This is a genomic window from Halochromatium sp. NSM3, from assembly GCF_059621085.1.
Genome location: NZ_JCAQIA010000001.1, coordinates 16,847 through 40,020, shown reverse-complemented (window position 1 = coordinate 40,020; position 23,174 = coordinate 16,847). Strand labels below are relative to the sequence as shown.

Here is a 23,174-nt window from a genome sequence, read left to right as displayed (position 1 = left end):
CCCGTTCGGCGGCGCATGCGGTAGTTTGAGCCTAGAAACGGCAGTTGAACGGCCTCCAGCCCCTCAGGTCGCACTTGTTTGTCGCTGCTCTCGAGCGAGACAAATTCGATCCTTCCCCTCGCTCTTGGCCTGATACATGGCGTCATCGGCCAAGCGTATCAGCGTCTCCGGATCTTCGGCGTCCTCCGGCCAGAGGGCGAGCCCGATACTGGCGCCGACGCGCATCTCATTCCAGGACAGGGCCCCGATGTGCCCCCGCAGCTTTTCGGCAGCCTTCTGGGCCGCGGCCAGATCCTCGACCTCCGAGAGTAGGACGACGAACTCGTCGCCACCTTGGCGGGCGGCAAGATCGGAGGCACGGCAGTTCGATGTCAGCACCCGAGCCACATCGATGAGCACTTGGTCGCCGGCCTTGTGCCCGTAACGATCATTGATGGCCTTGAAGCCGTCGAGATCCATATACAGGAGCGCAAAGCGGCGGTCGTGGCGCTTCGCGCGCTCGGCTTCCTGCAACAGGCGCTCTTCGAAGGTGACGCGATTGGCCAGGCCCGTGAGGTGGTCGAAGCGGGCCAAGGCCTCGAGATTTGCACGATGGCGGCGGCGCTCGGAGGCCACGATCAGCCAGGCCCAGGTGCCGATGGCGAGCAGCACCAGGACGGGGACGCCGATGATGACGGCCTGCAAGATCGCGTCGCGGCGCCAGCTGTTGATCAGGGCTTGCGGCACATGGGAGACCAGTACCCGGCGATAGCCCGAGCCGGACAGCGTCTCGGCCCGCAGACCACTGCGCTTGAAGCAGCCTTTGAGTCCATTCAGCGGGTAATAATTCTCGAACGTGAACAGCCCTTCGGGTACGTAGATCGTCCCGCTGGGCTGCTGATTGATCCGTGCCCAGACCGCATGATACAGCTGCCCCATGCGAGCATTTGAGCGCTCGGGGAACATAAAGCCCCAGCTCGTGGACGGCTCGGGCGTGACCAGCCAATAACCATTGTTGTTGAGCATCATCGGCTGACCGACGCTGACCGCACCCGCAGCTTTGAACTGATCGAGCATGGTCTGCGCCATCACGTTGATCAGCACAATGCCGCGCTTGTTTTCCTCGGCATCGACCACCGGGGTGCCGACCCGGATCATGGGCTTGTGGAGCTGCTCGATCTTGCCATGCTCGATATTGAGGTCCAAGGGCGAGACGTAAATCCGTCCAGGCTCAAGCGCCATGGTTTCGCGGAAATAGTAGCGGCTTGACTTGTCTTGCAGCGCGGCGTCGGGAACGATGGCTGGGTTGCCGTCATTGTGATTGATCCTGACGATCTCCTGACCGTGGTCGTTCAGGAAGCGGATCTGGTCGTAATCGGCGGCGTTGCGTGCGAGCGCGAGGTACTCTGCGGCCATCGCCAAGCGCGCTTGCTGTCGGTCTTCCAGCAGCAGATGGCTTAGCTCGTTCTGTTGCGCGAGCACGCAGAGATCCGTTGCGACGGCCTGCAGCCCGGTCTTGACAACCTCGCGTTGCAGATCGACGGCGAAACGCTCGCTGCGCTCAACGGCCTCCATGCGCGCTGAGATTGACCACAGCACATAGCCGCTGAGCGCGCCGATCGGGACCAGCGCCAACAGCGGGAAGATGAGCAGGAATGCGCGCCAGGGCGCGGTCTCGGTGTGCATCTGCGGATGTTAGCCGAAACCCAGCGCAGGTGCCTTTGCTTCCGCTTGCTGCTGATACCACTACTGTTGCTGCTGCTGCGGAAGCAGGCATGCGAGTTCGATCAACGTCAGCGGGGCCGAGCCCTCGGCCTTGTTGTTGGCGATGACGAAGACCGGGCGTTGTTGCCCCAATGCGACCATGATCGCTTGCGCGACCTGAGTTCGACTGTCGGGCTCGCGCAGCCGGTCGAAGGGCTGGATCAAGGAAGCGGGGATTAAGATCGACCGGGCGTCCACGCGCGGCGCGCCGGTAGCGGTCGGTGATCAAGGCCGGCACCTGCTCGGCCCAGTGCCGCAGCCGCGCGGCTTCCAGCGGTGCGTAGAAGCCACTATCGACGCCAACGCTGCGCAACAGCGGGTGTTGGGCATAGGCCGGAAGTCCCTGCCGCGACAGATTGGCCTTGCCAGTCGGGACGCCGTAGATCAGCCCAGACCAGCCGGGAAAGGACCAGGACGAGGTGTCGAGATAGAGTCCGTTGTCGAGGGCATCGGCCAGCGCTGCGGCTATGCTGCGGATGTCCGCGCTTGGCGTCGCAGCCGGAATGGCAGCTGGTGCTGCTGTGGGCGATGGCTTCGAAGGCGCCGCTGAACCAGCTGGAGCGCGGCCCGAATCCGCTCTCGAGTCAGCTGGCGGCGCTGACAGCCGCGCCTGCACCTTATTGCCCAGCGCTGGCGGATCGTCCTTGGCTGTCTCGCCGTTCTTTGCTTCGGCTGTCGTCTCGACCGCCGAGGATCGGTCCAGCCACTCCAGCAGGCTCAGTTGCTCCATCAACGCCGTGCGAGCAGCAGCAACTGACCGTCGCGCAGCACCTGCGCGCTGTAGAGCCCGTCGGCCGCGCGCAGCGCCTGCTTCAGCTCATCGAGCCGGCCGATGGCGCGCTGGTTGACCTGCACAATTAGGTCTCCTTCGCGCAGTCCATTCTGCCAGGCCGGGCTGCCGGGGCGCAGTGGCCCGACCATGACCACCTGCGTGCGGCTGCGGTTGCCGCGCCGAATCGCCTCGCCGATCAGCGCGCCTTCGAGCGTTGGACTCAGCGTCTCGCCATGCACGAAGTCGGCATAGGGGTCTTCGATCACGACGTGCAGCCGGCGCGCCTTGCCGTTGCGCAGGATCTCCAGCTCGATCTCGCTGCCGGGGCGCAACAGGCCAACGCGCGAGCGCAGGTCACCCGCGCTGGCGATCAGCCGCCCGTCGACGCCGGTGACGATGTCGCCCGGCTTCAGCCCGGCCTCAGCGGCCGGGGAGTCCGATTGTACCGTCGCGATCACGGCGCCACGGAACAGGTCGAGATCGAGCGCCGAGGCGATCTCCGGGGTCAGATCCTGCGCGCCGGCGCCGAACAGACCGCGTCGCACACTACCATGCTCGAGGATCTGCTCAGCGACGACCCGTACCATATTGGTCGGGATCGCAAAGCCGATGCCGACGTTGCCGCCACCGGGGGCGAGGATGGCAGTGTTGATGCCGACCAGCTCGCCACGCAGGTTGACCAGCGGCCCGCCCGAGTTGCCCGGATTGATCGAGGCGTCGGTCTGGATGAAGCTCTCGTAGCCCTCGATGCCGAGCCCGGTGCGCCCGAGCGCGCTGACGATGCCGGAGGTGACTGTGTGCGCGAGTCCGAACGGGCTGCCGATGGCGACGACGAAGTCGCCGACCAGTAGCGCATCGGAGTCGGCGAGCGGGATCGCGGTCAGCTCATCGGCCGCAACCCGCAGCACGGCGATATCGGTCTCCGAGTCCGAGCCGACCAACTCGGCCTCGAGCCGGCGACCGTCGTCGAAGGTGACGCGAATGGCATCGGCGGCGCGCACCACATGATGATTGGTGAGGATGATCCCACGCTCGGCGTCGATCACCACGCCCGAGCCCAGGCTCTGGCTCTCGCGATTGCGTTGATGACCGGGGATATCGAAGAAGCGGCGGAAGAACGGATCGCGTAGCAGCGGATGCTCGGTGGCCGCGATCTCGGTGACGGTCGAGACGTTGACCACGCCGGGCACGGCCTCAGCAAGCATGGGCGCTAGCGACGGCACCGGCTCGCCATCGACCGCAGCGGGCAGCACGGCCAGCGCCAGCGATGTCGTCAGCGCCAGCCAGGTGGCGAGCAGCACGCTGGCGCAGGAGGGCACGAGCGGGTGGAGGATCTGCGCGGCGAGGGCGCGAGGGTTGAATACAGGCATCGTCGTTTGCAACAGCGTCTGCGGTTGGTGGCGTCAATGGGGGCAGCGGGCATGGCCGGCTGTGTCAGCATGCCGTCTTAGGACAATCGTACAATACCGGATCATGTTGATCGAAGGATTCAACCCCATGCCCCTCTTCACTCGTTTTCTCGGCATCGAATGCCCGTCGCGGCTCGAGCGTGCTGGCGGTGGCGCGGCGGCTGAGGACGCAGGTCGGGCGGCGAGCGAAAACCGCTCCGCAAGCGTCCAGGTTCAGCCCGCGATATCCAACGGTACCGAGGTCAAGCTCTACTTCGGCATCCATAAGCACATGCACCAGCCCTATTACGACACCACCAACCCAGACGACTGGGATGGGGAGAAGGATGAGATCTTCGGCTCGCGCGGTGGCAATTACACCGATGTCGTCCCGGCTGCGGTGCGGCAGTACAGGGATGGCGGTCTGGCGCCGACAACGGCGATCCGCAGTTCATGAAGTGGTTCAGCCGCTACGATCAGCCCTACTCGCCGGATCTGAACTCCTGTGCCGTGCTCACCGCCTTTCAGGATCTGGTACACACGCTCGAGGACAGCGCGCCCGAGCATCCGGCGCTAGCCGAGGCGGTGCGCCTGCTGCTGACCGCAGAAACGAGCTGCTACTGGTACTGGACCGGGCAGTCGGAGTGGGATCAGCAGGTGACCAACGCGGCCAACCTGGGCCACAGTCGACTCAAGGCCGAACTCGATGCGCTGGTCGCCGCCGGTCGCGATCGGCGCCGCGTTGATCGCCCATGACTTCACCGTGCAACTGCCCGTTGGCGCGGGCGATATCCGTTACTACATCGAAGCCGAGGATCAGTGCGGCAATGTCACGCGCGGGAGTCTGGAGCGGATCTATTTGGCCTGAGTTGACCCAAAGCAGGTCACCACCAGTGTGCGCTGATGGCTGTGTGTGCGGTGCTCCCACAGAAACAGCCCTTGCCAGGTGCCCAGCGCGAGCCGGCCCTGGCGAATCGGTATCGTCAGCCCCGAGCCGGTCAGGACGCTGCGGATATGCGCCGACATGTCATCGGGGCCTTCCTGATCATGGGCGTAGTGCGGGTCGCCATCGGGAATCTGGCGCTGCAGATGCCCTTCCAGATCGCGCAGCACCGTCGGATCGGCATTCTCGGTGATCAGCAGCGAGGCGCTGGTGTGCTGGCAAAAGACCTGGCAGAGACCAGTCTGGATGCCCGAGGTGTTGATGATCTCGGCCACGCGGTCGTCGACCTTGATGGGACCGCGCGCGCGAGTCGATATGGAGAAGGTCGCCTGGTGAATCTGCATCCTGTGGTGCGAACCTCTTATCCGGTGCCCAGATCGTCCTGCGTGTGTCGCCTTGAGAAGGGTGCCAGGGCGCGCCGCCGCTACCGCTCACAATGGCCGCGCACCCTAACACGAGGCCGCACAAAGCATCCGCGACTCGCGCAAGGACGGGGCGGCTCAGTGTTCGGCCGATTGATACTTCTCGCAGCCGCTCTTTTCTTTGACCGCATCCATGAACACCGCATTGTACCAAGGCACCTGTTTTTTACAGATGTGGTAAAGATTCACTGAATTGGCGTGCCCCTTAACGAAAAGGGCGCCGCCGATGACAACGATGGCGAACAAAAACAATAGGAACATGTGCTTCATCAATGCTTCTCCTCAGGTCATGGCCGAGCGGCCGGATGTGTCCGATCTTTCTGGTGGCCTAAGGAAACCTAGGGTAGCTAGGGTTGAAGGGTTGGTCAACGCTGAACCAAGGGCGACCACGCACGCTGCCGGGTATGTCGGGCTGTCTTGGCCGCCTCGCGATTCAAACGAGATGCGCGCCGATAGTGGTGGGGTCTTCTGGGAACCGGTACTGAGTCTGAGTGCTCAAGCGGTTTTCAGCGAGACCAGAGACTCGGTCACCTCGCGTTGATCGGCGACCAAGGTATTCTCCCGGGCGAGTGTCTTGCCTGCGCGCTTGGCCTCGTCGAAGAGGTTGATCTCGTTGATGATCGTCCAACGCGGCTCGATGATCGCCCGGAACTCATCCAGATCCGTCTTCCACGACGGCGCGACCACTTTGAAGTGCGGCACCTGCGCCTGCGCGGCGGGATCGTTGACCATCGTCTTCAGCGCCGCCGGAATGCAGGTCACGAGCGCTTGTGAGCCTGGCGGCGCCGGTAGCTGCCGGAGGAGATCCTGATTCTCTTCTGCAGAGAGGTAGTACACCAAGCCCTCCATCACGTAGAGCACAGGTGCATCCGGGTCGAGACCTCGCATGACCAACTGCGGTCGGAGTTCGTCCAGCGAGGTCGCCAGATCCAAGGGCACACGTTCGAGGTGGCGCGTGCGCACTGTGGTCTCCGGCCGGAGGTGTTTCGGGGCCTGCTCGATGAGGCGTTGCTTGATGCGCGACATGGCCGGTACATCGACCTCGAACCAAGCGACCTCGGGCAGCTTCAGGCGATAAGGCCTGGTGTCCATGCCGGCGCCGAGGAGCACGACCTGCCGAAGACCGGCACTACCCTCGCAAGCGTGCTGGATGGCGGCGTCGATGGCCATGCAGCGAACGGTGACATGGCTGATGAGACCCTGTTGGTACTGGCCACTGGCTTCCTTGACGTGACGGATGCGGGCAACCCAGTCGTCGCCGGCCAGCCAAGCCGCCAACGGCTCCTCGAACTCGACGCTCGCGTCCTGCGCATCCACGGCACGAATCGCCGCAACCGTGCGGCTCGACTCCGTGCTCACCTTGTCCATCTCCTCGTCGTGCCAGAGCGTTTGCGAGGCACGCGCGGTGTCGGCCTGAGCGTCGCGCTGATCGATGCTATCTGTGCTATCTGTCATGAGCGTTGCCCGGCGGTCGAGAAATGGTGGGCCGTGTAGGATTCGAACCTACGACCAAGGGATTATGAGTCCCCTGCTCTAACCGCTGAGCTAACGGCCCCGGGAGCGGGGTGCGGCAACTTGGGGGTTGCCGCAGGCGCGCGTCCCTGCGCGGTTGGCGAGGTAAGCCAATCGATCAATATCAGTCGGCGTCGAGGAAGCTGCGCAACTTCTCGGAGCGGGTGGGATGGCGCAGCTTGCGCAGGGCCTTGGCCTCGATCTGGCGAATGCGCTCGCGGGTGACGTCAAATTGCTTGCCGACCTCTTCCAGGGTGTGGTCGGTGTTCATATCGATGCCAAAGCGCATGCGTAGCACCTTGGCCTCGCGTGAGGTGAGGCTGGCGAGCATGTTCTGGGTGGCCTCACGTAGACCTTCCGAAGTGGCCGAGTCGACCGGCGAGATCACCGCCGCGTCTTCGATGAAGTCGCCGAGGTGGCTGTCCTCGTCGTCGCCGATCGGGGTCTCCATCGAGATCGGCTCCTTGGCGATCTTGAGCACCTTGCGCACCTTGTCCTCGGGCATCTCCATGCGCTCGGCGAGTTCTTCCGGCGTTGCTTCGCGGCCCATCTCCTGCACCATCTGGCGGCTGATCCGATTCAGCTTGTTGATGGTCTCGATCATGTGCACCGGGATGCGGATGGTGCGCGCCTGATCGGCGATCGAGCGCGTGATGGCCTGGCGAATCCACCAGGTGGCATAGGTCGAGAATTTGTAACCACGGCGGTATTCGAATTTGTCGACCGCCTTCATCAGGCCGATGTTGCCCTCTTGGATCAGATCCAGGAACTGAAGCCCGCGATTGGTGTACTTCTTCGCGATCGAGATCACCAGGCGCAGGTTGGCCTCGACCATCTCCTTCTTGGCGCGGCGGGCCTTGGCCTCGCCGATCGACATCTTGCGGTTGGTCTCCTTGATCTCGCCGATGGTCAGCAGATTGGTGCGCTCGATCTCCTGCAACCGGCGCTGGGCGCGCCGAACCTCGTCGGCATAGTTGGCGAGGCGCTTGGTCCAAGCGGCATTGCCCTGCATCTGCGTCTCGATCCAGTCGCTATTGGTCTCGTTCTCCGGGAAGGAGTCGATGAACGCCTTGCGCGGCATGCCGGCACCATCGACGCACAGGCCCATGATCTGGCGCTCTTGCGAGCGAATGCGCTCGATGGTCTCGCGCAGCATCTCGACGAGGCGATTGAAGATGCCGGCGACGAGCTTGAACTGCAGGAAATCCTCCGAGACCTGGGCGAGGGCGGCCTGGGTCTCGGGATGCTCGCGCCCATGCTGTTCGAGCAAGTCGGCGAAGGCCTGATAATGGGTGCGCAGCTCGCCGACGCGACGTGCGACCTCTTCCGGGTCCGGCCCGGTATCGACGGTCTCTTCGTCGTCCTCGTCGTCGTCATCAGCGGTCGAGCCATTCTTGATCACGGGCTCGGGCACCGCGTCATCATCATCGCGGAAGCCGCTGATGACCTCGGCAAGGCGCATCTCGCCTTGCTCGGCCTTGGCGAACAGATCGAGCAGCTCTTGCACGGTGCGCGGATAGACCGAGAGCGCGGCCAACACCTGGTTGAGACCTTCCTCGATGCGCTTGGCGATGCGCAGCTCGCCTTCGCGCGTGAGGAGTTCGACGGTACCCATCTCGCGCATGTACATGCGCACGGGGTCGGTGGTGCGGCCAAACTCGCTGTCGACCGAGGCCAGCGCGGCGGCGGCGGCCTCGGCGGCCTCGTCGTCGGCGACGGCGGAGTCGTTGCTGAGCTGATCGATCTCGGCCGGCGCACTCTCATGGACGGTGATGCCCATATCGTTGATCATGCGCACGATGTCTTCGATCTGATCTGCCTCGACGATGCCGGGCGGCAGGTGGTCGTTGACCTCGGTGTAGGTCAAAAACCCCTGTTCTTTACCTTTAGCGATCAGCTGCTTGAGCTGGGACGACTGCTGCTTTTCTTGATCCATGCAGATACCCGTACTGCGAAGTCGAGATGTCAGGGAGGTGCGACGCAACACACCAGTGTACCAATAGATGCCTGAACCGTCTAGTTTTTGGTTTGTTGCGATACCGCATGGGCTGCGGGGTTCAGGCTCCGCCGCAACTGTGTACGCTCCTCGGCCGTGAGACCCTCGATGCTGGCTTTAGACAATAGACGTTGGCGCAAGATCAACAGTCCATCGCGATTCAGGCGCCGGATGGCGCCGGCGAGTTCTTCTCCCTTGCCTTCCGTCGGGATATGGGCGAGCAGCACGGAATTCGAGAGCCGGTCGACGATGGAAGCTTGGTCGCTCTCGCGCCAATGCTCGCGGAGCGCTGCGGATGAGATGTCCGGTCGCGCGCCGATCACCTCGAGCAGCTCCACGAGCAGCCGCACGCCGGGGCTGTCGATCTCGCGCCAGTCGCCTGGCTCGGCGAGCGCGTGCGGTGCGAGTGCTGGGTCGTCTAGCAGCAGCGCGATGGCGCGTCGCATCGGATTGAGCTGGAGCCGCCCCTGGGTCCGACCTTGAGCCCGATCCTGCATCCGCCCTTGTGTCCGCGAGGACACTGGGCGTGGGGCTTGGCGCGCGCTGCTTGCCACGCCGGTGAGCCGGGCGAGGCGCTGCTCGAGCAGATCACGGAAGGTGCCGACGGGAACCTTATTTAACAAGGGGCGGGCGGCGGCATCCAGGCTCGCTCGGCCTTCGTCGCTGCCGAGGTCGCGCTCGGCGGTTAAGTGCTCGAACAGGAAGTCGGAGAGCAACGTCGCCTGCTCCATGCGTTGTTCAAAAGGGCCTGAACCTTCCTGGCGAATCAGGCTGTCCGGATCCTCGCCCTCGGGCAAGAACAGGAAGCGAATTGGCGTCTGGCCGGTCGCCTGCGGCAACGCGATCTCGAGTGCCTTCCAGGCGGCATCGCGCCCGGCACGGTCACCATCGAAACAGAACACCAGCTCGGGTGCGGCGCTGCGCAGGAGTCGGGTCAGGTGCTCGGGCGTGGTGGCCGTGCCGAGGGTTGCCACCGCGTAGGGGACGCCGAACTGCGCGAGCGCGATCACATCCATGTAGCCCTCGACGACGAGCAGGCGTGGCGGCTGCCGGCTGGCCTGCTGAGCCTCGAACAGGCCGTAGAGTTCGCGGCCCTTGTGGAAGACCAGGTTCTCGGGCGAATTCAGATACTTTGGCTCGCCATCCTCAAGGACGCGGCCGCCGAAGCCGATGACTCGGCCGCGCCGATCGCGGATCGGGAACATGACGCGATTGCGAAAGCGGTCATAGCGCCGCCCGTCGCGCTCGATGACCAGACCGGCGCGCTCGAGCACGGTCTGGGAGTCGGGATGTTGACCAAGCTGCTTCAGGAGGAAATCCCAACCCGGGGGCGCGAAGCCAAGACCGAAACGGGCCGCGACCTCGCCGCTGAGGCCACGGCCGCGCAGATAGTCCACCGCGCGACGTGCCTGTGGATGCTCACGCAACTGATGTCGAAACAGGGCGGCGGCCTGCTCAAGGATCTGGTAGAGGGGTTTTGGGTCGGGGGCGGCCGGTGCCGCATCGGCTTCGGTTGGCAGCTCCAAGCCTGCATACTGCGCCAATTCCTCGACCGCCTCGCGGAACGTGAGCCGATCATGCTCGATAAGGAAGTCGATGGCGTTGCCATGCGCGCCGCAGCCGAAGCAGTGGTAGGTCTGGCGACTAGGAGTAACGACGAAGGAGGGCGTCTTCTCGGTGTGGAAGGGGCAAAGCCCTTTCAGCAGGCCACCCGCCTTCTTCAGCTGCACGCGCGCGCCGACGATCTCGGCGATCTCGATGCGCTCGAGGAGGCGTTCTCTGAAGTCTGACGGAAACTTGCCGGCCATTGTCTCCCACGCCTGATGCAGGCGTGGCGGCCGTCGGCGCGGCGCCTTAGCCCGCGAGCCTTGCCTTCACCGCGCCGCTGACGGCGGCCATATCGGCGCGCCCTTGGATCTTGGGCTTGAGCACACTCATGACCTTGCCCATGTCCTGCATGCCGGCGGCGCCGGTGTCGGCGATGGCGCTGGTGATCAGCGCGTCGATCTCGTCGTCGTTCAGCGCGGCGGGCATGTAGTCCTGACAGATCTGGATCTCGAAGCGTTCCTTTTCGGCGAGATCCTCGCGCCCGGCCTCGCTGTACTGCGCGACCGAGTCGCGCCGCTGCTTGAGCATCTTGTCGAGCACCGCGAGCACTTGGGTGTCGTCGAGTTCGGTGCGCTCATCGACCTCGCGCTGCTTGATGGCGGCATGGATGAGCCGAATCACCCCGAGACGGGCCTTGTCGCCGGACTTCATCGCCGCCTTCATGTCGGCCTGTAAGCGCGCTTTCAACATCGGGTTTTCTGTTCCTTGAAAGATCGGAGATCAGAACGTGCGTTCCCAGCGCCGCGCCTCGCGCGAGAGCTTCTTGTGGTGGCGCTTCACGGCAGCGGCTTTCTTGCGCTTGCGCTCGCTGGTCGGCTTTTCATAGAACTCGCGGCGACGCACCTCGGCGAGGACGCCGGCCTTTTCACACGAGCGTTTGAAGCGACGCAGGGCCACCTCGAAGGGTTCATTGTCTTTGACGCGGACGCTGGGCATGTAGACTCCCGTTGGCGATGTCCAGTGGGTGGGATCAATCGGTTACACTACGGATAATCCACCAGCATAGCCGGTGAATGCCGACTGATGCAACCAGCAATCTTTCAGGAGCTGACCCGGATGCGTGTGCTTGGTATTGAGACCTCCTGCGACGAGACCGGTGTCGCGCTCTACGACGGCGGCGCCGGGCTGCTGGCGCACGCGGTCTACAGCCAGATCGAGCTGCATGCCGAATACGGCGGCGTGGTGCCAGAGCTGGCCTCGCGTGATCACATCCGTAAGCTGCTGCCGCTGATCGAGCAGGTGCTGGACGAGGCTGGCCTGACAGCGGCCGACATCGAGGGCATCGCCTACACGGCGGGGCCGGGGCTGGTTGGGGCGCTGCTGGTCGGCGCCGCGCTTGGGCGCAGCCTGGCCTGGGCCTGGGACGTACCGGCGGTGGCGGTGCATCACATGGAAGGGCATCTGCTCGCACCGTTGCTGGAAGATCCGGCGCCGGCCTTCCCATTCGTCGCCTTGCTGGTCTCGGGTGGGCATACGCAGCTCGTCGATGTGCAAGCCATCGGTCGCTATCGCATCCTCGGCGAGTCGGTGGATGATGCCGCTGGCGAGGCCTTTGACAAGACCGCGAAGATCCTCGGCCTGCCGTATCCGGGCGGTCCCGCACTCGCCCGGCTCGCCGAGCAGGGCGACCCGACGCGTTATCGGTTTCCACGGCCGATGACCGATCGGCCCGGGCTGGATTTCAGCTTCAGCGGGCTGAAGACCTTTGCGCTCAATGCCTGGCGGCAGGTGCAAGCCGAGCGCGAGGATCTCGAACAGGCGCGCGCCGATATCGCGCGCGCGTTCGAGGAGGCGGTGGTCGATACATTGCTGATCAAGTGTCGGCGCGCGGTTGAGGCCGCCGGCGCGGAGCGCCTGATCATGGCTGGCGGGGTGAGTGCCAATCGGCGCCTGCGCGCGCGCATGGATGAGCAGATGGGCGCACGCGGGGTCGCGGTCTTCTATCCGCGCGCGGCGCTGTGCACCGATAACGGCGCGATGATCGCCTTGGCGGGGCATGAACGCTTGGCGGCCGGTCAGCATGAGGCGTTGAGCTTTGGTGCTCGCCCGCGTTGGGCGCTCGAGGCGCTGTCTCCGGTCGCCGACGAGGGTTAGCGTATCCTGTCAGGTCGCGTCGCTCTTACTCTGACTCGCGCCTCTCGGTGCCGATACGGTCTTCAGTGCCACTGAGCAGATTGCGGATATTGCTGCGATGACGCCAGGACAGCAGCAGCGTCATCAGGGTCTGCATGCCGACGAGCACCCAGGTGCCGCTGTTGGCGTGCAAAGGCCAGAGCAGCCAGATCAGCAGCGGCGCGGCGGCCATCGAGACGAGCGCCGAGGCCGAGGACACCTTGAGCACCTTGGCGACGAAGAGCCAGATCGCGGCAACCGCAGCGCCGAGTGATAGCAAGAGTCCGAATTGCACGCCAAGCGCAGTGGCCACGCCCTTGCCGCCCTTGAAGCCGAAGAAGACCGGATAGAGGTGGCCGAGGAAGGCCGCCAGCCCCACGGCGGCGAGCAACCAGGCGCTGGCATCCACCAGGCCCATGGCGCCGAGCAGATGCGCGGCGAACATCGGCAGAAAGCCCTTGAGGCTGTCGCCGAACAGGGTGATCGCGGCTGCCTTGCGCGCCTTGGGGCCACCGATACGCAGCACATTGGTCGCGCCCGGGTTGCCCGAGCCCTGGGTGCGTGGATCGGCAAGGCCCATGGCGCGACAGACGAGGACCGCGCTCGAGATCGAGCCGAGCAGGTAGGCGCAGGCAACCAGGGCGGTGTTGGCGAAGAGGAGTAGGTCCATGGGCGGCTATTGGACGGGCTGGGATGGCATTGGTCAAGCGCCATTGTCTGTGACGGGATGGTTGCAAATACTGGCCGGGGCGCCATGATGCCTGTCAACGAAGGCTTGGCGCTGGAGAGTGCGCGCAACAGCGGAGACACGACAGGCATGGATATCGTATTCATCAAGGGGCTACGGGTCGACACCATCATCGGCATCTACGACTGGGAGAAGGCGATTCGCCAGCCTGTGGTGCTCGATGTCGAGATGGGGGCCGACGTGCGGCGTGGCGCCGCCAGCGATCGCATCAAAGACGCGCTCGACTACAAGGCCGTCTCCAAACGACTCAAGGAGTTCATCGGCGAATCCCGCTTCGAGCTGGTCGAGACCCTAGCCGAGCGCTGCGCGGCGATCATCCTGGACGAGTTCGCGGTGCCTTGGGTGCGGCTGAGTCTGAACAAGATTGGCGCGGTGAGTGATGCCGAAGGGGTCGGCGTCATCATCGAGCGCGAGCCGCGCGGGCAGCCATCGGAAGCGACGGGCTCGCGGGGCGACGCCGCGAACGACAGCTCGGAGCAGGCGAATGCCGAGCGCGGATCAGCCGGCTGAGCGATCGATGAAGGCCGTCGGTCCAGCACGGCGCTGCTGGATCAGCCTCGGCAGCAACCGCGAGCGCGAGTCCTCGATCCGGGGCGGCGTGCAGGGGCTGCGGCAAGCCTTCGGTGCGCTCATCCTATCGCCGGTCTACGAGACCGAGGCGGAGGGCTTCGTTGGCGATCCCTTCCTGAATCTGGTTGCGGGGATCGAGACGACGCTGACGGTGGGCGAGATTCGGGCGATCCTGCGCCGCATCGAGGCCGACCATGGCCGCGAGCGCAGTGGTGAACCATTCGCCCCACGCACGCTCGATCTGGATCTGCTGACCTTCGGCGATCGCAGCGGCGAGTTCGACGGCTATCGCATCCCGCGCGATGAGATCCTGCGTTATGCGTTCGTGCTCGGACCGCTCGCCGATGTGGCACCCGAGGAACGGCATCCGACCGCTGGGCGCTGCTATGCGGTGCTCTGGGAACAACTCCTGGCGCGGCTTCGAGCCGAGCAGCGTTTGGGCCAGCCTCAAGCCATGGCGATCCGCGATCCAGCAGACGAGTCGGCCAAGCAGCATTGGTCGCCACTACACCGCTTCAAGCTGACTCTCGGTAGTCCCTGAGTCGATGAGGCTTCGAGTCCGCTGGTCCGTGATCCATGCGCAAGCCCGCCTCATCCTCGGGCCGCCCGCAGCCGCTCCAGGCGCAGCCGATGGCGCCCATCGAACAGCCGCCGAGCGCCGATCCAGACGGCGGCGACACTGCCGAGCCCGGTGCCGCTGGCGATCAGGAACATGATCAGCAGCTGATACTTGGCCGCTTCCATCGGCGGGCTGCCGGCGAGGATCTGGCCGGTCATCATCCCCGGCAGGCTGACGATGCCGGCCGTGGCCATGGCGTTGGTGATCGGGATCAGGCCGGCGCGCAGGGCGTCGCGACGGATATCGGCGATCGCCTCGCTCCAGGTCGCGCCGAGCAGTAGCTGCGCCTCGATACGGTTGCGACCTTCCCAGGTCTGTCGGGTCAGGCCATCGAGGGCGACGGCGATGCCGTTCATGGTGTTGCCAAGCAGCATGCCAAGCAGCGGAATCAGATATTGCGGCTGATACCAGGGCGTGACGCCAATGATCACCGTCAGCGCCAGCACCGTGATGCTGAACGAGGACAAAAACATCGACAGCGCGCCGATCCCATAGCCCCAAGCGCCGCGAAAGCGCCGCCGCTGTCGCGCCATCACCTCCCAGCCCGCGACCGACAGCATCATCAGCGCCAGCAGTCCAATGAACAGTGGGTCGGTGGACGCGAACAAGACCTTCAGCACGAGACCAAGCAGGGCCAGTTGCACCGTGCTACGGGCGGCGGCGATCAGGATGCGTCGCTCGATGCCGAGATGCAGGCGCCAGGAGAGCGCGGCCAATAGCAGCACCAGGCCGGAGGCCAGGGCCAGATCGAAGGGACTCAGCGAGATCAGGTCCATGATCCAGCCCCCTCGATGGCGTGGTTGAGGGCGTGTCGGAGTGACTGGCGCATCAGGGGCGTGATCGGTGGCTTTGGCATTCGCATCAGGCAGAGGATTCCGCTTGCAAGCGACCGGCCTCGATCACGAAACAGCGCCCGCCAGCGGCCTGTGCCAGGCGCTGGCGCTGATCCGGATCATGACTGGCCCAGAGCACGGCCGCGCGCCGCTGGCGGCGATAGTCATCGATCAGCTGCTCAGCCTGTGCGCGATTGCTCGGGTCCAGGTTGGCGGTGGCCTCGTCGAGCAGCAGCACCTCTGGGCCGTTGACCAGCAGCCGTGCCAAGGCAAGACGTTGGCGCTCGCCGGTCGAGAGCCGCTGCACGTCCCAGTCGAGCACATCGGGCTGGAAGCCGAGCCGCGCGAGTAAACGCGGCAGTCCCGTGATTCCGGATTGGTCGCCCTTGACCTGAGCGACTTCATCAGGAGAACCGCCCTGCGTCGGTGTGGCATCGACAGCGGCGGCCATCGCTGCGGAAGAACGAGCGACAGGATCAGCGGAAGAGCGGGCGACAGGAGCAACAGGAGGACGAGCAGCGCCAGCTGGCGTTGCCATCGCCGACGCTTGGGTTGGTTCAGCAGGCGAGATGGCGAAATGCGCGCCAACGTGATCGGCCCACCAGCCGCTCTCGGCGGGCAGCAGGCCGACGCGCCGGCGCCACTCGGGGGCGGGGATCAGCGAGCGTGGCTGCGCGTCGATCAGTACCTCGCCCTGACTCGGGTCCAAGTCGGCGATGGCGCGCAGCAGCAGGCTCTTGCCGGCGCCCGAGGGGCCGGAGATGAAGACCAGCTCGCCAGCGCCGATCTCAAGCTCGATCGGCGCGAGGAGCTTTGGCTGCAGGCGTGCGAGCGTCAGCGCGGCCATCAGCGGCGCCGGTAGATCAGGTCATGGACCTGATGGCCGAGGCGTTGACCACGGCGCTCGAACTTGGTGATCGGCCGCTGCGCCGGTCGCGCGCTGAACTGGCCCGGCCCGGCGCTGTTCTCGAACAGCTCGGGGGCGCCGTCGAGCATCGCCAGCATCCAGTCGGCGTAGGGCGTCCAGTCGGTGGCCAGATGGAAGGTGCCGCCAGGCCGCAGCACCCGCGCCACTGCGGCGACAAATCCAGGCTGTACGATGCGCCGCTTGTGATGGCGTTTCTTCGGCCAAGGATCGGGGAAGAACAGTTGCACTCGATCCAGGCTGGCGCTTGGCAGGCCAGTCTCGAGCAGGTCCGCAGCATCGGCGCGCAGCACGCGCACGTTAGTCAGCCCCTGCTGCTCGAGCGCGAGCAGCAGATGACCGACACCAGGGCGGTGTACCTCGAGGCCGATGAAGTCGCGCTCCGGGGCGGCGGCGGCCATCGCCGCCAGTGATTCGCCGTTGCCGAAGCCGATCTCGAGCGTGATCGCTCGCGCGGTGGCAAACAGCGCCTGCGGATCGAGCGCCTCACCGGGCTGCCAGTCGACGCCAAAGCGTGGCCAGAGTTCGCGAAAGGCGCGCTCCTGGCCGGCTGTCAGCCGACCCTCGCGCAGCACGAAGCTGCGAATCGGTTGCCTCCCCTGCTCGCGCGACGACACACGGGCTGGATCAGCGGCATGAGTGCTCGCATCCGGGTGACTCAGGATCAGGATCTTGGTCATCGCTCTAGCCTACTGTCTCGAGTCGCTGTGCCGCTGGTGCTAAGGTATCGATCTTCATGGACCAACCGGGAGCCCCACATGTCCAATCTCGCCGTGTCGTCATCCATCACCGTCGACGATTACCTGGCTGGCGAGGCCGAGTCGCCGATCAAGCACGAATACATGGACGGTGAGGTCTTTGCGATGGGCGGCGCCTCGGATGCCCACGTGACGATCTCGCTCAGTCTCGCCAGCTTATTACGCGCCCATCTGCGCGGGGGCCCGTGCCGAGTCTACATCACCGACATGAAGCTCCAGGTGGAGCAGGCCAACGCCTTCTTCTATCCCGATGTCTTCGTCACCTGCGCGGCAGCCGATGCGGCGGAGCCATTGATCAAGCGCTCGCCGACGGTCATCATTGAGGTCTTGTCGAAGTCGACCGAGGGCTATGACCGTGGCGATAAGTTCGCGCGCTACCGCCTGCTCGATAGCCTACAAGAGTATGTCCTGATCGATTCGCGTCGGCATGTGATCGAGGTCTTTCGCCGTCATGCCGATGGCTGGCTGCTGCAGCCGGTGACCGAGGACGGTCGGCTGCAGCTGCAGGCCCTAGATTTCGACTGCACGATGGACGCGATCTACGAGGATGTGACCCTGGAGCCGGTGGGCGACGAGTCAGACGGCGAGCCCTTGACCAAGGTGGTCTGATTATCAGAAGAACGTCCCTTCGATCGGCGAGGAGGCCGAGGCGAAGCGCTTCGCCGGCATGCGCCCGGCCCGATAGGCCTCGCGGCCGGCCTCGATGCCCTTGCGCATGGCGCTGGCCATCAGCACCGGGTCCTTGGCGGCGGCGATGGCGGTATTCATCAGCACGCCAGCGCAGCCGAGTTCCATCGCCACCGCAGCATCGGAAGCGGTGCCAACGCCGGCGTCGACGAGGATCGGAACCTTGGCGTTCTCGACGATGGTAAGGATGTTGAGCCGGTTGCGGATGCCGAGCCCAGAGCCGATGGGTGCGGCCAGCGGCATCACCGCCACGCAGCCGATCTCCTCGAGCTGCTTGGCGATGATCGGGTCATCGTTGGTGTAGACCATCACCTTGAAGCCATCGGCGACCAAGACCTTGGCCGCCTCGATGGTTTGCAGCACATCCGGGAACAGCGTTTTCTCGTCGCCGAGCACCTCGAGCTTGACCAGATTGTGGCCGTCGAGCAGCTCGCGCGCGAGCCGGCAGGTGCGTACCGCACTGTCGACATCGTAGCAGCCGGCGGTGTTGGGCAGGATGGTGTAGCGCGACGGTGGCAGCACCTCGAGCAGATTGGGCTCATCGGCCGACTGGCCGATATTGGCGCGGCGCACCGCGATGGTGACGATCTCGGCGCCGCTGGCCTCGATGGCGCGCGCGGTCTCGTCCATGTCTTTGTACTTGCCGGTGCCGACCAACAGGCGCGAGTGGTACTCGCGGCCGGCGATGGAGAAACTGTCTGAGTGATTGGGCGATGCGGTCATAGCGAGCTGAACAGTCAGTGAGGAATTAGGGTCGACGATAGCGGATTGGGCGGCGCTTGCGCGCTGCGGATTGTCTTGCTCCGCTCAGCCACCGCCGACGGCATGGATGATCTCGACCTGATCACCGGCCTGAAGTTCATGCTCGGGGAAGCGGCCGCGCGGCACCAGCTCGCGGTTGATCTCGACGGCGAGTCGGCGCTCGGCGAGGCCGAGCTGCTCGAGCAGGCCGGACATGCGCATGGCGTCGGGAATCGTCTTGGGCTCGCCGTTGACGTAAATCTGCATCGGCTGATGTCTCCTGATGAACGAATACGGGTGATTGCATGCGAGGCGCTTCGCTGCATCCTGATTGGTGAGTCGCGTGCGATACACTAGACTGCGGCGCCGACGCAAAGAAACCAGCATCTGATGGGGAGGCACCACCAGTGAATCAATGGTCAGCGGATCTGATTTCAGTCGAGCATGCAGTCACGCTCGATGGGCTCTTTCATCAACGCCTGAATCGGTCTCCAGACCGTCCCGCGTACCAATGGTTCGATCGCAGTGCCGAAGCCTGGCGTCGCATGACCTGGCGCGAGACCGCCGAGCAGGTCGCGCGCTGGCGCGCGGCCCTCAGTGGCGAGACCCTGAATCCCGGCGATCGCGTCGCGGTGCTTCTGCGCAACGGCCCGGAATGGGTGATCTTCGATCAGGCTGCGCTCTCGCTGGGACTGGTCAGCGTGCCGCTGTATACCGATGATCGCGCCGAGAACGCGGCGCATATCCTCCAGGACGCCGATTGTAAGGTGCTGCTGATCCAGGATGCTAGCCGCTGGAAGCGTCTGGCGCCGGCACTCGGCGAGGCGCGCTACCCGCAGCGGGTGGTGATCCTCGACGACAGCGAACAGTCGCGCCGGGTCGCCACCTATGACGAACGCGCGGTGATCGCCGCGCGCTGGCTGCCGGAGCGCGGCGAGCCCTGGGCGCAACGCGTCGCCGACCCGCATTCGCTCGCGACCATCGTCTACACCTCCGGCACCACCGGCCGGCCGAAGGGCGTGATGCTGAGCCATTTCAATATCTTGGCGAATGCCCACGCGAGCGTGACCATGCTCGATGTCTACCAGGAAGACCTCTTCCTGTCGTTCCTGCCGCTCTCGCACATGCTCGAGCGCATGGGCAGCTATTACCTGCCGATGATGACCGGCTCCACCGTCGCCTACGCACGTTCGATCACGCAGCTCGGCGAGGATCTGCAAACCATTCGTCCAAGCGTGATCATCGCCGTGCCGCGCGTGTTCGAGCGCGTCTATCAGCGCATCCAGGATCAGCTTGAAGGACGCCCCAAGCCGCTGCGCGCGCTGTTCAAGCTCGCGGTCTACGTCGGCTGGATGGTCTTCGAGCGCCGCCAGGGGCGTCGTGGCTGGCATCCGCTGCTGTTGCTCTGGCCCTTGCTGCGGCGCAAGGTCGCGCGACCGGTGTTGGAGCGGCTCGGCGGGCGTCTGCGCGCGGCGGTGAGCGGCGGCGCGCCCATGCCGTTCGAGGTGGCGCGTCTATTTATCGGGTTGGAGCTGCCTTTGGTGCAGGGCTATGGGCTCACCGAAACCAGCCCGGTGGTGGCGGTGAATCCGCTCGAGGACAACCGGCCCGACAGCGTCGGCATCCCACTGCGCGGCATCCAGGTGCGCATCGGCGCCGACGACGAGCTGCAGGTGAAAGGCCCCTGCAATATGCTCGGTTACTGGAATCATCATGCGGCGACCGCGCATATGTTCACCGCCGATGGCTGGCTACGAACGGGCGATCAAGCGCGCATCGAGCATCGCCATGTCTACATCACCGGTCGCATCAAGGACATCTTGGTGCTCTCCAACGGTGAGAAGGTGCCGCCAGCAGATATGGAGATGACCCTCGGACTGGACCCGCTATTCGATCAGGTGTTGATCGTCGGCGAAGGGCGCTCTTATCTGACCGCGCTGCTGGTGATGAACCCTGATCTCTGGCCGGGCTTGGCGCGCGACTATGGCCTGGACCCGGAGCACGCGGAGAGCCTGTCGCATCCGCCGCTGCTGCGCGACCTGGTGAAGCGCATCCGCGACGCACTAGCCGACTTCCCGGGCTACGCGAAGGTGCGCCGGGTGGCGCTGACGCGCGAGCCCTGGTCGATCGAGAACGGCCTGCTGACGCCGACCATGAAGGTCAAGCGCAACCAGGTGTTTGCACATTATCGCGACGCGGTCGAGCGGATGTATGCCGAGCATCTTTAGAATGGGCTCTGGCCGCTTGCCCTAGTCGAGCACTGGCTCTAGAATCGACCGCCCAAGCGGGCGTAGTTCAATGGTAGAACAGGGGCTTCCCAAGCCTCCAATGTGGGTTCGATTCCCATCGCCCGCTCCACTTCCCTAGCGATCATGCAGCCACTCTATCAAGCCGCTGACCGTATCGAGGCGCAGCTGCTCCAGGATCTCCTCGCTCGGCACCAGATCGAGGCTCGTGTCTTCGGCGATTATCTCAGCGGTGCCGCCGGCGAGCTGCCGGTCGACATCTATCCCAGCGTCTGGGTGCTCGAGGATCGCGATCTGCCGCGCGCCCAGGGGCTGCTCGAAGACTGGCTGAGCGAACATCAACGCCGCGCCGAGGCCAGCGCTTGGGTCTGCCGCAGCTGCGGCGAGCTGGTCGACGGCAGCTTCGATCTCTGCTGGCGGTGCGGCACCGAACACTAAAAGGACGCCTGCTGATGCCCACCTGGATCAAGCGACTCACCGGTCTTATCCTTGCGCTGCTGTTGCTGGCGCTTGGCGCTGCGCTCTTGGCGCCAAGCCTGATCGATCAGCAGCAACTGCGGCGCGATCTCGAGACCGAGATCGCGCAGTCGCTGGGGTACCCGACCCGGATCAAGGCCATCGGTCGGCTGCGCCTGTTGCCGACCCCGAGCATCCGGCTCGATGGTGTTCGACTCTTGGAGACCGCCGACGTTGGCGCTCCGGTGTGGATTGCGATCGATTCCCTGCGTTTGGATACCGCGCTCTGGCCCTTACTCAGTGGCCGGCTGGTTCTCGCCGAGGTCTTGATCGATCGGCCACGGATGCACCTGCCATTGGCGTCTGGTCAGCAGCTCGCTACTGTGAGCGAAGCGATGGCGAGCGAACCGCCGGTGAGCCGAACGACGACGCGCCAAGTGGCGGCGATGCCAGCGCCTGTTGTGCAACCCGTATCAGCGATATGGCATGCGCTTGGCGTCTCCGAGTCGAGTGCATCAGAGACGCGCGCGCCAGGGGCGAGCAGCACAGTCGTAGCAAGCACCCCAGCACTGCCACCGATTCGCCGCCTGATCATCCGCGATGGTCAGTTGAGCGGGCCCGTTGAAAGTCCGGATGCGTCCGCGCTGCCAGGGCCCGCGATACCAGGGCTCGCAATGCCACGGATCGACGGCCTCAATCTGACCGCCGGCCCGCTGGCGCCTGGACAAAGTGGTCAACTGAACGCGACCTTCACCCTGACTGGCGAGCAGCCGGCGTTCTCGCTGCCGGGCCAGGCCGAGGCCGAGATCACGCTCGCCGACCCGCTGACCGAGGTCAGACTGCAGCCGCTGCGACTGCGCCTGGGCGCCGCCGCTGGCGGGCAAGGCCTGCCGGTTCAGGTCGATACCGAGGTCCTGATCGATCTGCTGAACGCTCGCGTCCTGTTCGATCCGTTCGAGCTGCGCGCCGATGGGCCGCGAGTCGACGGTGCCGCCGAACTCTATTCAACGCCTGCCGGGTTGGCCGTGGATGCACAGATGCAAGTGCTGCCCTTCGATCTACGCCGCTGGCTACGCAAGCAGGCGGCGATCGCATTACCAGGCGCCGCTGACAGCCTGAGCCAGGTCGGCGGGCAGTTCGAGCTGAGCCTGCGAGGAGCGGAGCTGGTCATCGATCATGCGGCGTTCATGCTGGATCAGATCCCGGTGACGCTCAGCGGGCGGGCGCTCGCGGATGCACTCGAGCTGGAGGCGAACGCGGATGTCTATGGCGGTCAGCTCGAGGCCCGCTTGATTGCATCCCAGCCCTCGGGCGGCGCGCTAGAGCCGACAGAGGAGATGGGAGCGGCGACAGGAGCAGAGGCCGGAACGGCTCCTGTTGTTCATCTGGCAATGAACGCGAGCGCGGTCGATGTGGCAGCCCTACTGGCCGATCTGCGGCTGGATGGACGCGCACAAGCGCCGCTGACGGGCCTCGCCGAGATCGAACTGGATCTGGTCGGGCGCGGCACCGATCCGCAAGCGATGCTCGACACCCTCGGCGGCGAGGCCGCTGTCGTGGTGCGCGATGGCGCCGTGACCATGGTCGATCTCGGGCAGTTGATCATGGGCACCGTGGGGGCCATGGGTGTCTCGCGCGAGGAGACCGAGAACCTGACCCGATTCAGCGTCCTCAGCCTGACGGCCAGGGGCGCGGATGGCCGCTTCCGCAGTGACGATATCCAGTTGCGCTCGAATCTGCTCCATATCGATGGCAGCGGTCAGCTCGAACTGCCGACACAGCAGATCGCCTTGGACCTGCAGGCGGTGATGACCAAGCCGCCCAAGGGGCGCGGCATCAAGGAGCTGGAAGGCATCCCGATCCCGATCAGCGCCAAGGGTCCTTGGTCCGATCCGCGCTGGGAGGTGGATATCAACACCGCGCTCGGTCAGGCCGCGCGGCGCGCCTTGCGCGAGGATAGCGATCTGCTCGAGACGCTCGAGGAGCGCACCGGCATCAAGGGCCTCGGCGACGGACTGCGCCAGATCCTGCCAGGGCTGCTCGGGCAGTGACGTGCGCCCGCTCCGTGCCGCCGAGGTCGGCTCGCTCACCGGCG

At 65.0% G+C, this 23,174-nt stretch carries 25 protein-coding genes, 2 tRNA genes and 2 pseudogenes; 11 read left to right on the top strand and 18 right to left on the bottom strand.

Annotated elements, in window-relative coordinates:
* Window positions 1-63 precede the first annotated feature (63 nt).
* The 4 genes and pseudogenes from AC54T3_RS00220 to AC54T3_RS00205 form a co-directional block, all read right to left on the bottom strand.
* Entirely contained in the window at window positions 64-1,665 is a 1,602-nt protein-coding gene (locus AC54T3_RS00220) for a sensor domain-containing diguanylate cyclase (RefSeq protein WP_496621465.1), read from the bottom strand.
* Between the two features lie 60 nt (window positions 1,666-1,725).
* Window positions 1,726-1,908 carry a hypothetical protein gene (locus AC54T3_RS00215; protein WP_496621652.1) on the bottom strand — a complete coding sequence of 61 codons (183 nt, stop codon included), beginning with the start codon at window positions 1,906-1,908 and terminating at the stop codon, window positions 1,726-1,728.
* Window positions 1,909-1,984: 76 nt separating this feature from the next.
* Window positions 1,985-2,473: pseudogene (locus AC54T3_RS00210) on the bottom strand (DUF72 domain-containing protein); the annotation flags it as partial.
* Window positions 2,473-3,885, bottom strand: coding sequence for a DegQ family serine endoprotease (locus AC54T3_RS00205; RefSeq protein WP_496621464.1), 1,413 nt, complete (start codon window positions 3,883-3,885; stop codon window positions 2,473-2,475). The gene AC54T3_RS00205 and the pseudogene AC54T3_RS00210, both read right to left, overlap by 1 nt.
* Window positions 3,886-4,012: 127 nt before the next feature.
* On the opposite strand from AC54T3_RS00205, the gene AC54T3_RS00200 reads away from it, so the two are divergent.
* Genes AC54T3_RS00200 through AC54T3_RS00190 form a run of 3 tightly spaced genes read left to right on the top strand, consistent with a single transcriptional unit; the run spans window position 4,013 to window position 4,771 of the window.
* The gene (locus tag AC54T3_RS00200; protein ID WP_496621463.1) at window positions 4,013-4,360 is read left to right on the top strand and encodes a hypothetical protein; all 348 of its coding nucleotides are present in this window, start codon (window positions 4,013-4,015) and stop codon (window positions 4,358-4,360) included.
* Window positions 4,357-4,659: a hypothetical protein gene (locus AC54T3_RS00195; protein ID WP_496621462.1), complete on the top strand. Its 303-nt coding sequence runs from the start codon at window positions 4,357-4,359 to the stop codon at window positions 4,657-4,659. Before AC54T3_RS00200 ends, AC54T3_RS00195 begins: the two co-directional genes overlap by 4 nt.
* The gene (locus AC54T3_RS00190) at window positions 4,610-4,771 is read left to right on the top strand and encodes a hypothetical protein (RefSeq protein ID WP_496621461.1); all 162 of its coding nucleotides are present in this window, start codon (window positions 4,610-4,612) and stop codon (window positions 4,769-4,771) included. The genes AC54T3_RS00195 and AC54T3_RS00190 overlap by 50 nt, the downstream gene beginning before the upstream one ends.
* On the opposite strand, the gene AC54T3_RS00185 is transcribed toward AC54T3_RS00190, so the two are convergent.
* From AC54T3_RS00185 to rpsU, 8 genes are all read right to left on the bottom strand, one after another.
* Window positions 4,759-5,190: a secondary thiamine-phosphate synthase enzyme YjbQ gene (locus AC54T3_RS00185; protein ID WP_496621460.1), complete on the bottom strand. Its 432-nt coding sequence runs from the start codon at window positions 5,188-5,190 to the stop codon at window positions 4,759-4,761. The genes AC54T3_RS00190 and AC54T3_RS00185 overlap by 13 nt on opposite strands.
* 156 nt (window positions 5,191-5,346) lie before the next feature.
* Complete coding sequence (locus AC54T3_RS00180; protein WP_496621459.1) at window positions 5,347-5,538, bottom strand: hypothetical protein; 192 nt, start codon at window positions 5,536-5,538, stop codon at window positions 5,347-5,349.
* A gap of 225 nt (window positions 5,539-5,763) precedes the next feature.
* The gene (locus AC54T3_RS00175) at window positions 5,764-6,723 is read right to left on the bottom strand and encodes a class I SAM-dependent methyltransferase (RefSeq protein WP_496621458.1); all 960 of its coding nucleotides are present in this window, start codon (window positions 6,721-6,723) and stop codon (window positions 5,764-5,766) included.
* 24 nt (window positions 6,724-6,747) lie between these two features.
* Window positions 6,748-6,823: transfer RNA gene (locus tag AC54T3_RS00170), tRNA-Ile, on the bottom strand.
* Between the two features lie 81 nt (window positions 6,824-6,904).
* Complete coding sequence (gene rpoD / locus AC54T3_RS00165; RefSeq protein WP_496621457.1) at window positions 6,905-8,716, bottom strand: RNA polymerase sigma factor RpoD; 1,812 nt, start codon at window positions 8,714-8,716, stop codon at window positions 6,905-6,907.
* 80 nt (window positions 8,717-8,796) lie between these two features.
* A complete protein-coding gene (gene dnaG / locus AC54T3_RS00160; RefSeq protein WP_496621456.1) occupies window positions 8,797-10,584 on the bottom strand; it encodes a DNA primase in 1,788 nt (595 codons plus the stop codon).
* 46 nt (window positions 10,585-10,630) lie between these two features.
* Window positions 10,631-11,074, bottom strand: a complete 444-nt coding sequence (locus AC54T3_RS00155; RefSeq protein ID WP_496621455.1) for a GatB/YqeY domain-containing protein — start codon at window positions 11,072-11,074, stop codon at window positions 10,631-10,633.
* A 30-nt stretch (window positions 11,075-11,104) separates the two neighbouring features.
* Window positions 11,105-11,320 carry a 30S ribosomal protein S21 gene (gene rpsU / locus AC54T3_RS00150; RefSeq protein ID WP_201245314.1) on the bottom strand — a complete coding sequence of 72 codons (216 nt, stop codon included), beginning with the start codon at window positions 11,318-11,320 and terminating at the stop codon, window positions 11,105-11,107.
* A gap of 120 nt (window positions 11,321-11,440) precedes the next feature.
* Between rpsU and tsaD the strand changes: the two genes are divergently transcribed.
* Window positions 11,441-12,478 (top strand): tRNA (adenosine(37)-N6)-threonylcarbamoyltransferase complex transferase subunit TsaD, encoded by a 1,038-nt coding sequence (tsaD, locus tag AC54T3_RS00145; RefSeq protein ID WP_496621642.1) that lies wholly within the window; start codon window positions 11,441-11,443, stop codon window positions 12,476-12,478.
* Window positions 12,479-12,503: 25 nt separating this feature from the next.
* Here tsaD and plsY read toward each other — a convergent pair whose 3' ends face one another.
* Window positions 12,504-13,166, bottom strand: a complete 663-nt coding sequence (plsY, locus tag AC54T3_RS00140) for a glycerol-3-phosphate 1-O-acyltransferase PlsY (RefSeq protein WP_496621454.1) — start codon at window positions 13,164-13,166, stop codon at window positions 12,504-12,506.
* 147 nt (window positions 13,167-13,313) lie between these two features.
* Between plsY and folB the strand changes: the two are divergent.
* Together folB and folK are read left to right on the top strand one after the other, a co-directional pair.
* Window positions 13,314-13,664 (top strand): annotated as a pseudogene (gene folB / locus AC54T3_RS00135) (dihydroneopterin aldolase); the annotation flags it as partial.
* Window positions 13,665-13,761: 97 nt separating this feature from the next.
* On the top strand, window positions 13,762-14,355 hold the full coding sequence (gene folK / locus AC54T3_RS00130; RefSeq protein WP_496621453.1) for a 2-amino-4-hydroxy-6-hydroxymethyldihydropteridine diphosphokinase: 594 nt from the start codon (window positions 13,762-13,764) through the stop codon (window positions 14,353-14,355).
* A gap of 50 nt (window positions 14,356-14,405) precedes the next feature.
* Here the strand turns inward: folK and AC54T3_RS00125 are convergent, their stop codons facing one another.
* From AC54T3_RS00125 to trmB, 3 genes are all read right to left on the bottom strand, one after another.
* Complete coding sequence (locus tag AC54T3_RS00125; RefSeq protein ID WP_496621452.1) at window positions 14,406-15,209, bottom strand: ABC transporter permease; 804 nt, start codon at window positions 15,207-15,209, stop codon at window positions 14,406-14,408.
* A gap of 85 nt (window positions 15,210-15,294) precedes the next feature.
* On the bottom strand, window positions 15,295-16,113 hold the full coding sequence (locus AC54T3_RS00120; RefSeq protein WP_496621451.1) for an ABC transporter ATP-binding protein: 819 nt from the start codon (window positions 16,111-16,113) through the stop codon (window positions 15,295-15,297).
* Window positions 16,113-16,871, bottom strand: coding sequence for a tRNA (guanosine(46)-N7)-methyltransferase TrmB (trmB, locus tag AC54T3_RS00115; protein ID WP_496621450.1), 759 nt, complete (start codon window positions 16,869-16,871; stop codon window positions 16,113-16,115). The genes AC54T3_RS00120 and trmB overlap by 1 nt, the downstream gene beginning before the upstream one ends.
* 78 nt (window positions 16,872-16,949) lie before the next feature.
* Between trmB and AC54T3_RS00110 the strand changes: the two genes are divergently transcribed.
* The gene (locus AC54T3_RS00110) at window positions 16,950-17,558 is read left to right on the top strand and encodes a Uma2 family endonuclease (RefSeq protein WP_496621449.1); all 609 of its coding nucleotides are present in this window, start codon (window positions 16,950-16,952) and stop codon (window positions 17,556-17,558) included.
* 3 nt (window positions 17,559-17,561) lie between these two features.
* Here the strand turns inward: AC54T3_RS00110 and AC54T3_RS00105 are convergent, their stop codons facing one another.
* Together AC54T3_RS00105 and thiS are read right to left on the bottom strand one after the other, a co-directional pair.
* Window positions 17,562-18,359, bottom strand: coding sequence for a thiazole synthase (locus AC54T3_RS00105; RefSeq protein WP_496621448.1), 798 nt, complete (start codon window positions 18,357-18,359; stop codon window positions 17,562-17,564).
* An 84-nt stretch (window positions 18,360-18,443) separates the two neighbouring features.
* The gene (gene thiS, locus AC54T3_RS00100) at window positions 18,444-18,644 is read right to left on the bottom strand and encodes a sulfur carrier protein ThiS (protein ID WP_496621447.1); all 201 of its coding nucleotides are present in this window, start codon (window positions 18,642-18,644) and stop codon (window positions 18,444-18,446) included.
* 140 nt (window positions 18,645-18,784) lie between these two features.
* On the opposite strand from thiS, the gene AC54T3_RS00095 reads away from it, so the two are divergent.
* The 4 genes from AC54T3_RS00095 (at window position 18,785) to AC54T3_RS00080 (ending at window position 23,130) form a co-directional block, all read left to right on the top strand.
* The gene (locus AC54T3_RS00095) at window positions 18,785-20,605 is read left to right on the top strand and encodes an AMP-dependent synthetase/ligase (RefSeq protein WP_496621446.1); all 1,821 of its coding nucleotides are present in this window, start codon (window positions 18,785-18,787) and stop codon (window positions 20,603-20,605) included.
* Between the two features lie 56 nt (window positions 20,606-20,661).
* Window positions 20,662-20,735, top strand: a tRNA-Gly gene (locus AC54T3_RS00090).
* 14 nt (window positions 20,736-20,749) lie between these two features.
* Window positions 20,750-21,061 carry a putative signal transducing protein gene (locus tag AC54T3_RS00085; RefSeq protein WP_496621445.1) on the top strand — a complete coding sequence of 104 codons (312 nt, stop codon included), beginning with the start codon at window positions 20,750-20,752 and terminating at the stop codon, window positions 21,059-21,061.
* Window positions 21,062-21,075: 14 nt separating this feature from the next.
* Entirely contained in the window at window positions 21,076-23,130 is a 2,055-nt protein-coding gene (locus tag AC54T3_RS00080; protein ID WP_496621444.1) for an AsmA family protein, read from the top strand.
* Window positions 23,131-23,174 lie beyond the last annotated feature (44 nt).

Coding starts and splice junctions, on each gene's coding strand:
- AC54T3_RS00110 (WP_496621449.1), top strand. CDS start 16,950: ATGTCCAATCTCGCCGTGTCGTCATCCATCACCGTCGACGATTACCTG.
- AC54T3_RS00200 (WP_496621463.1), top strand. CDS start 4,013: ATGCCCCTCTTCACTCGTTTTCTCGGCATCGAATGCCCGTCGCGGCTC.
- AC54T3_RS00195 (WP_496621462.1), top strand. CDS start 4,357: ATGAAGTGGTTCAGCCGCTACGATCAGCCCTACTCGCCGGATCTGAAC.
- thiS (WP_496621447.1), bottom strand. CDS start 18,644: ATGCAGATTTACGTCAACGGCGAGCCCAAGACGATTCCCGACGCCATG.
- AC54T3_RS00155 (WP_496621455.1), bottom strand. CDS start 11,074: ATGTTGAAAGCGCGCTTACAGGCCGACATGAAGGCGGCGATGAAGTCC.
- AC54T3_RS00205 (WP_496621464.1), bottom strand. CDS start 3,885: ATGCCTGTATTCAACCCTCGCGCCCTCGCCGCGCAGATCCTCCACCCG.
- AC54T3_RS00125 (WP_496621452.1), bottom strand. CDS start 15,209: ATGGACCTGATCTCGCTGAGTCCCTTCGATCTGGCCCTGGCCTCCGGC.
- AC54T3_RS00220 (WP_496621465.1), bottom strand. CDS start 1,665: ATGCACACCGAGACCGCGCCCTGGCGCGCATTCCTGCTCATCTTCCCG.
- AC54T3_RS00105 (WP_496621448.1), bottom strand. CDS start 18,359: ATGACCGCATCGCCCAATCACTCAGACAGTTTCTCCATCGCCGGCCGC.
- AC54T3_RS00080 (WP_496621444.1), top strand. CDS start 21,076: ATGCCCACCTGGATCAAGCGACTCACCGGTCTTATCCTTGCGCTGCTG.
- dnaG (WP_496621456.1), bottom strand. CDS start 10,584: ATGGCCGGCAAGTTTCCGTCAGACTTCAGAGAACGCCTCCTCGAGCGC.
- AC54T3_RS00185 (WP_496621460.1), bottom strand. CDS start 5,190: ATGCAGATTCACCAGGCGACCTTCTCCATATCGACTCGCGCGCGCGGT.
- AC54T3_RS00085 (WP_496621445.1), top strand. CDS start 20,750: ATGCAGCCACTCTATCAAGCCGCTGACCGTATCGAGGCGCAGCTGCTC.
- rpoD (WP_496621457.1), bottom strand. CDS start 8,716: ATGGATCAAGAAAAGCAGCAGTCGTCCCAGCTCAAGCAGCTGATCGCT.
- trmB (WP_496621450.1), bottom strand. CDS start 16,871: ATGACCAAGATCCTGATCCTGAGTCACCCGGATGCGAGCACTCATGCC.
- AC54T3_RS00175 (WP_496621458.1), bottom strand. CDS start 6,723: ATGACAGATAGCACAGATAGCATCGATCAGCGCGACGCTCAGGCCGAC.
- rpsU (WP_201245314.1), bottom strand. CDS start 11,320: ATGCCCAGCGTCCGCGTCAAAGACAATGAACCCTTCGAGGTGGCCCTG.
- tsaD (WP_496621642.1), top strand. CDS start 11,441: ATGCGTGTGCTTGGTATTGAGACCTCCTGCGACGAGACCGGTGTCGCG.
- AC54T3_RS00190 (WP_496621461.1), top strand. CDS start 4,610: ATGCGCTGGTCGCCGCCGGTCGCGATCGGCGCCGCGTTGATCGCCCAT.
- folK (WP_496621453.1), top strand. CDS start 13,762: ATGAAGGCCGTCGGTCCAGCACGGCGCTGCTGGATCAGCCTCGGCAGC.
- plsY (WP_496621454.1), bottom strand. CDS start 13,166: ATGGACCTACTCCTCTTCGCCAACACCGCCCTGGTTGCCTGCGCCTAC.
- AC54T3_RS00120 (WP_496621451.1), bottom strand. CDS start 16,113: ATGGCCGCGCTGACGCTCGCACGCCTGCAGCCAAAGCTCCTCGCGCCG.
- AC54T3_RS00180 (WP_496621459.1), bottom strand. CDS start 5,538: ATGAAGCACATGTTCCTATTGTTTTTGTTCGCCATCGTTGTCATCGGC.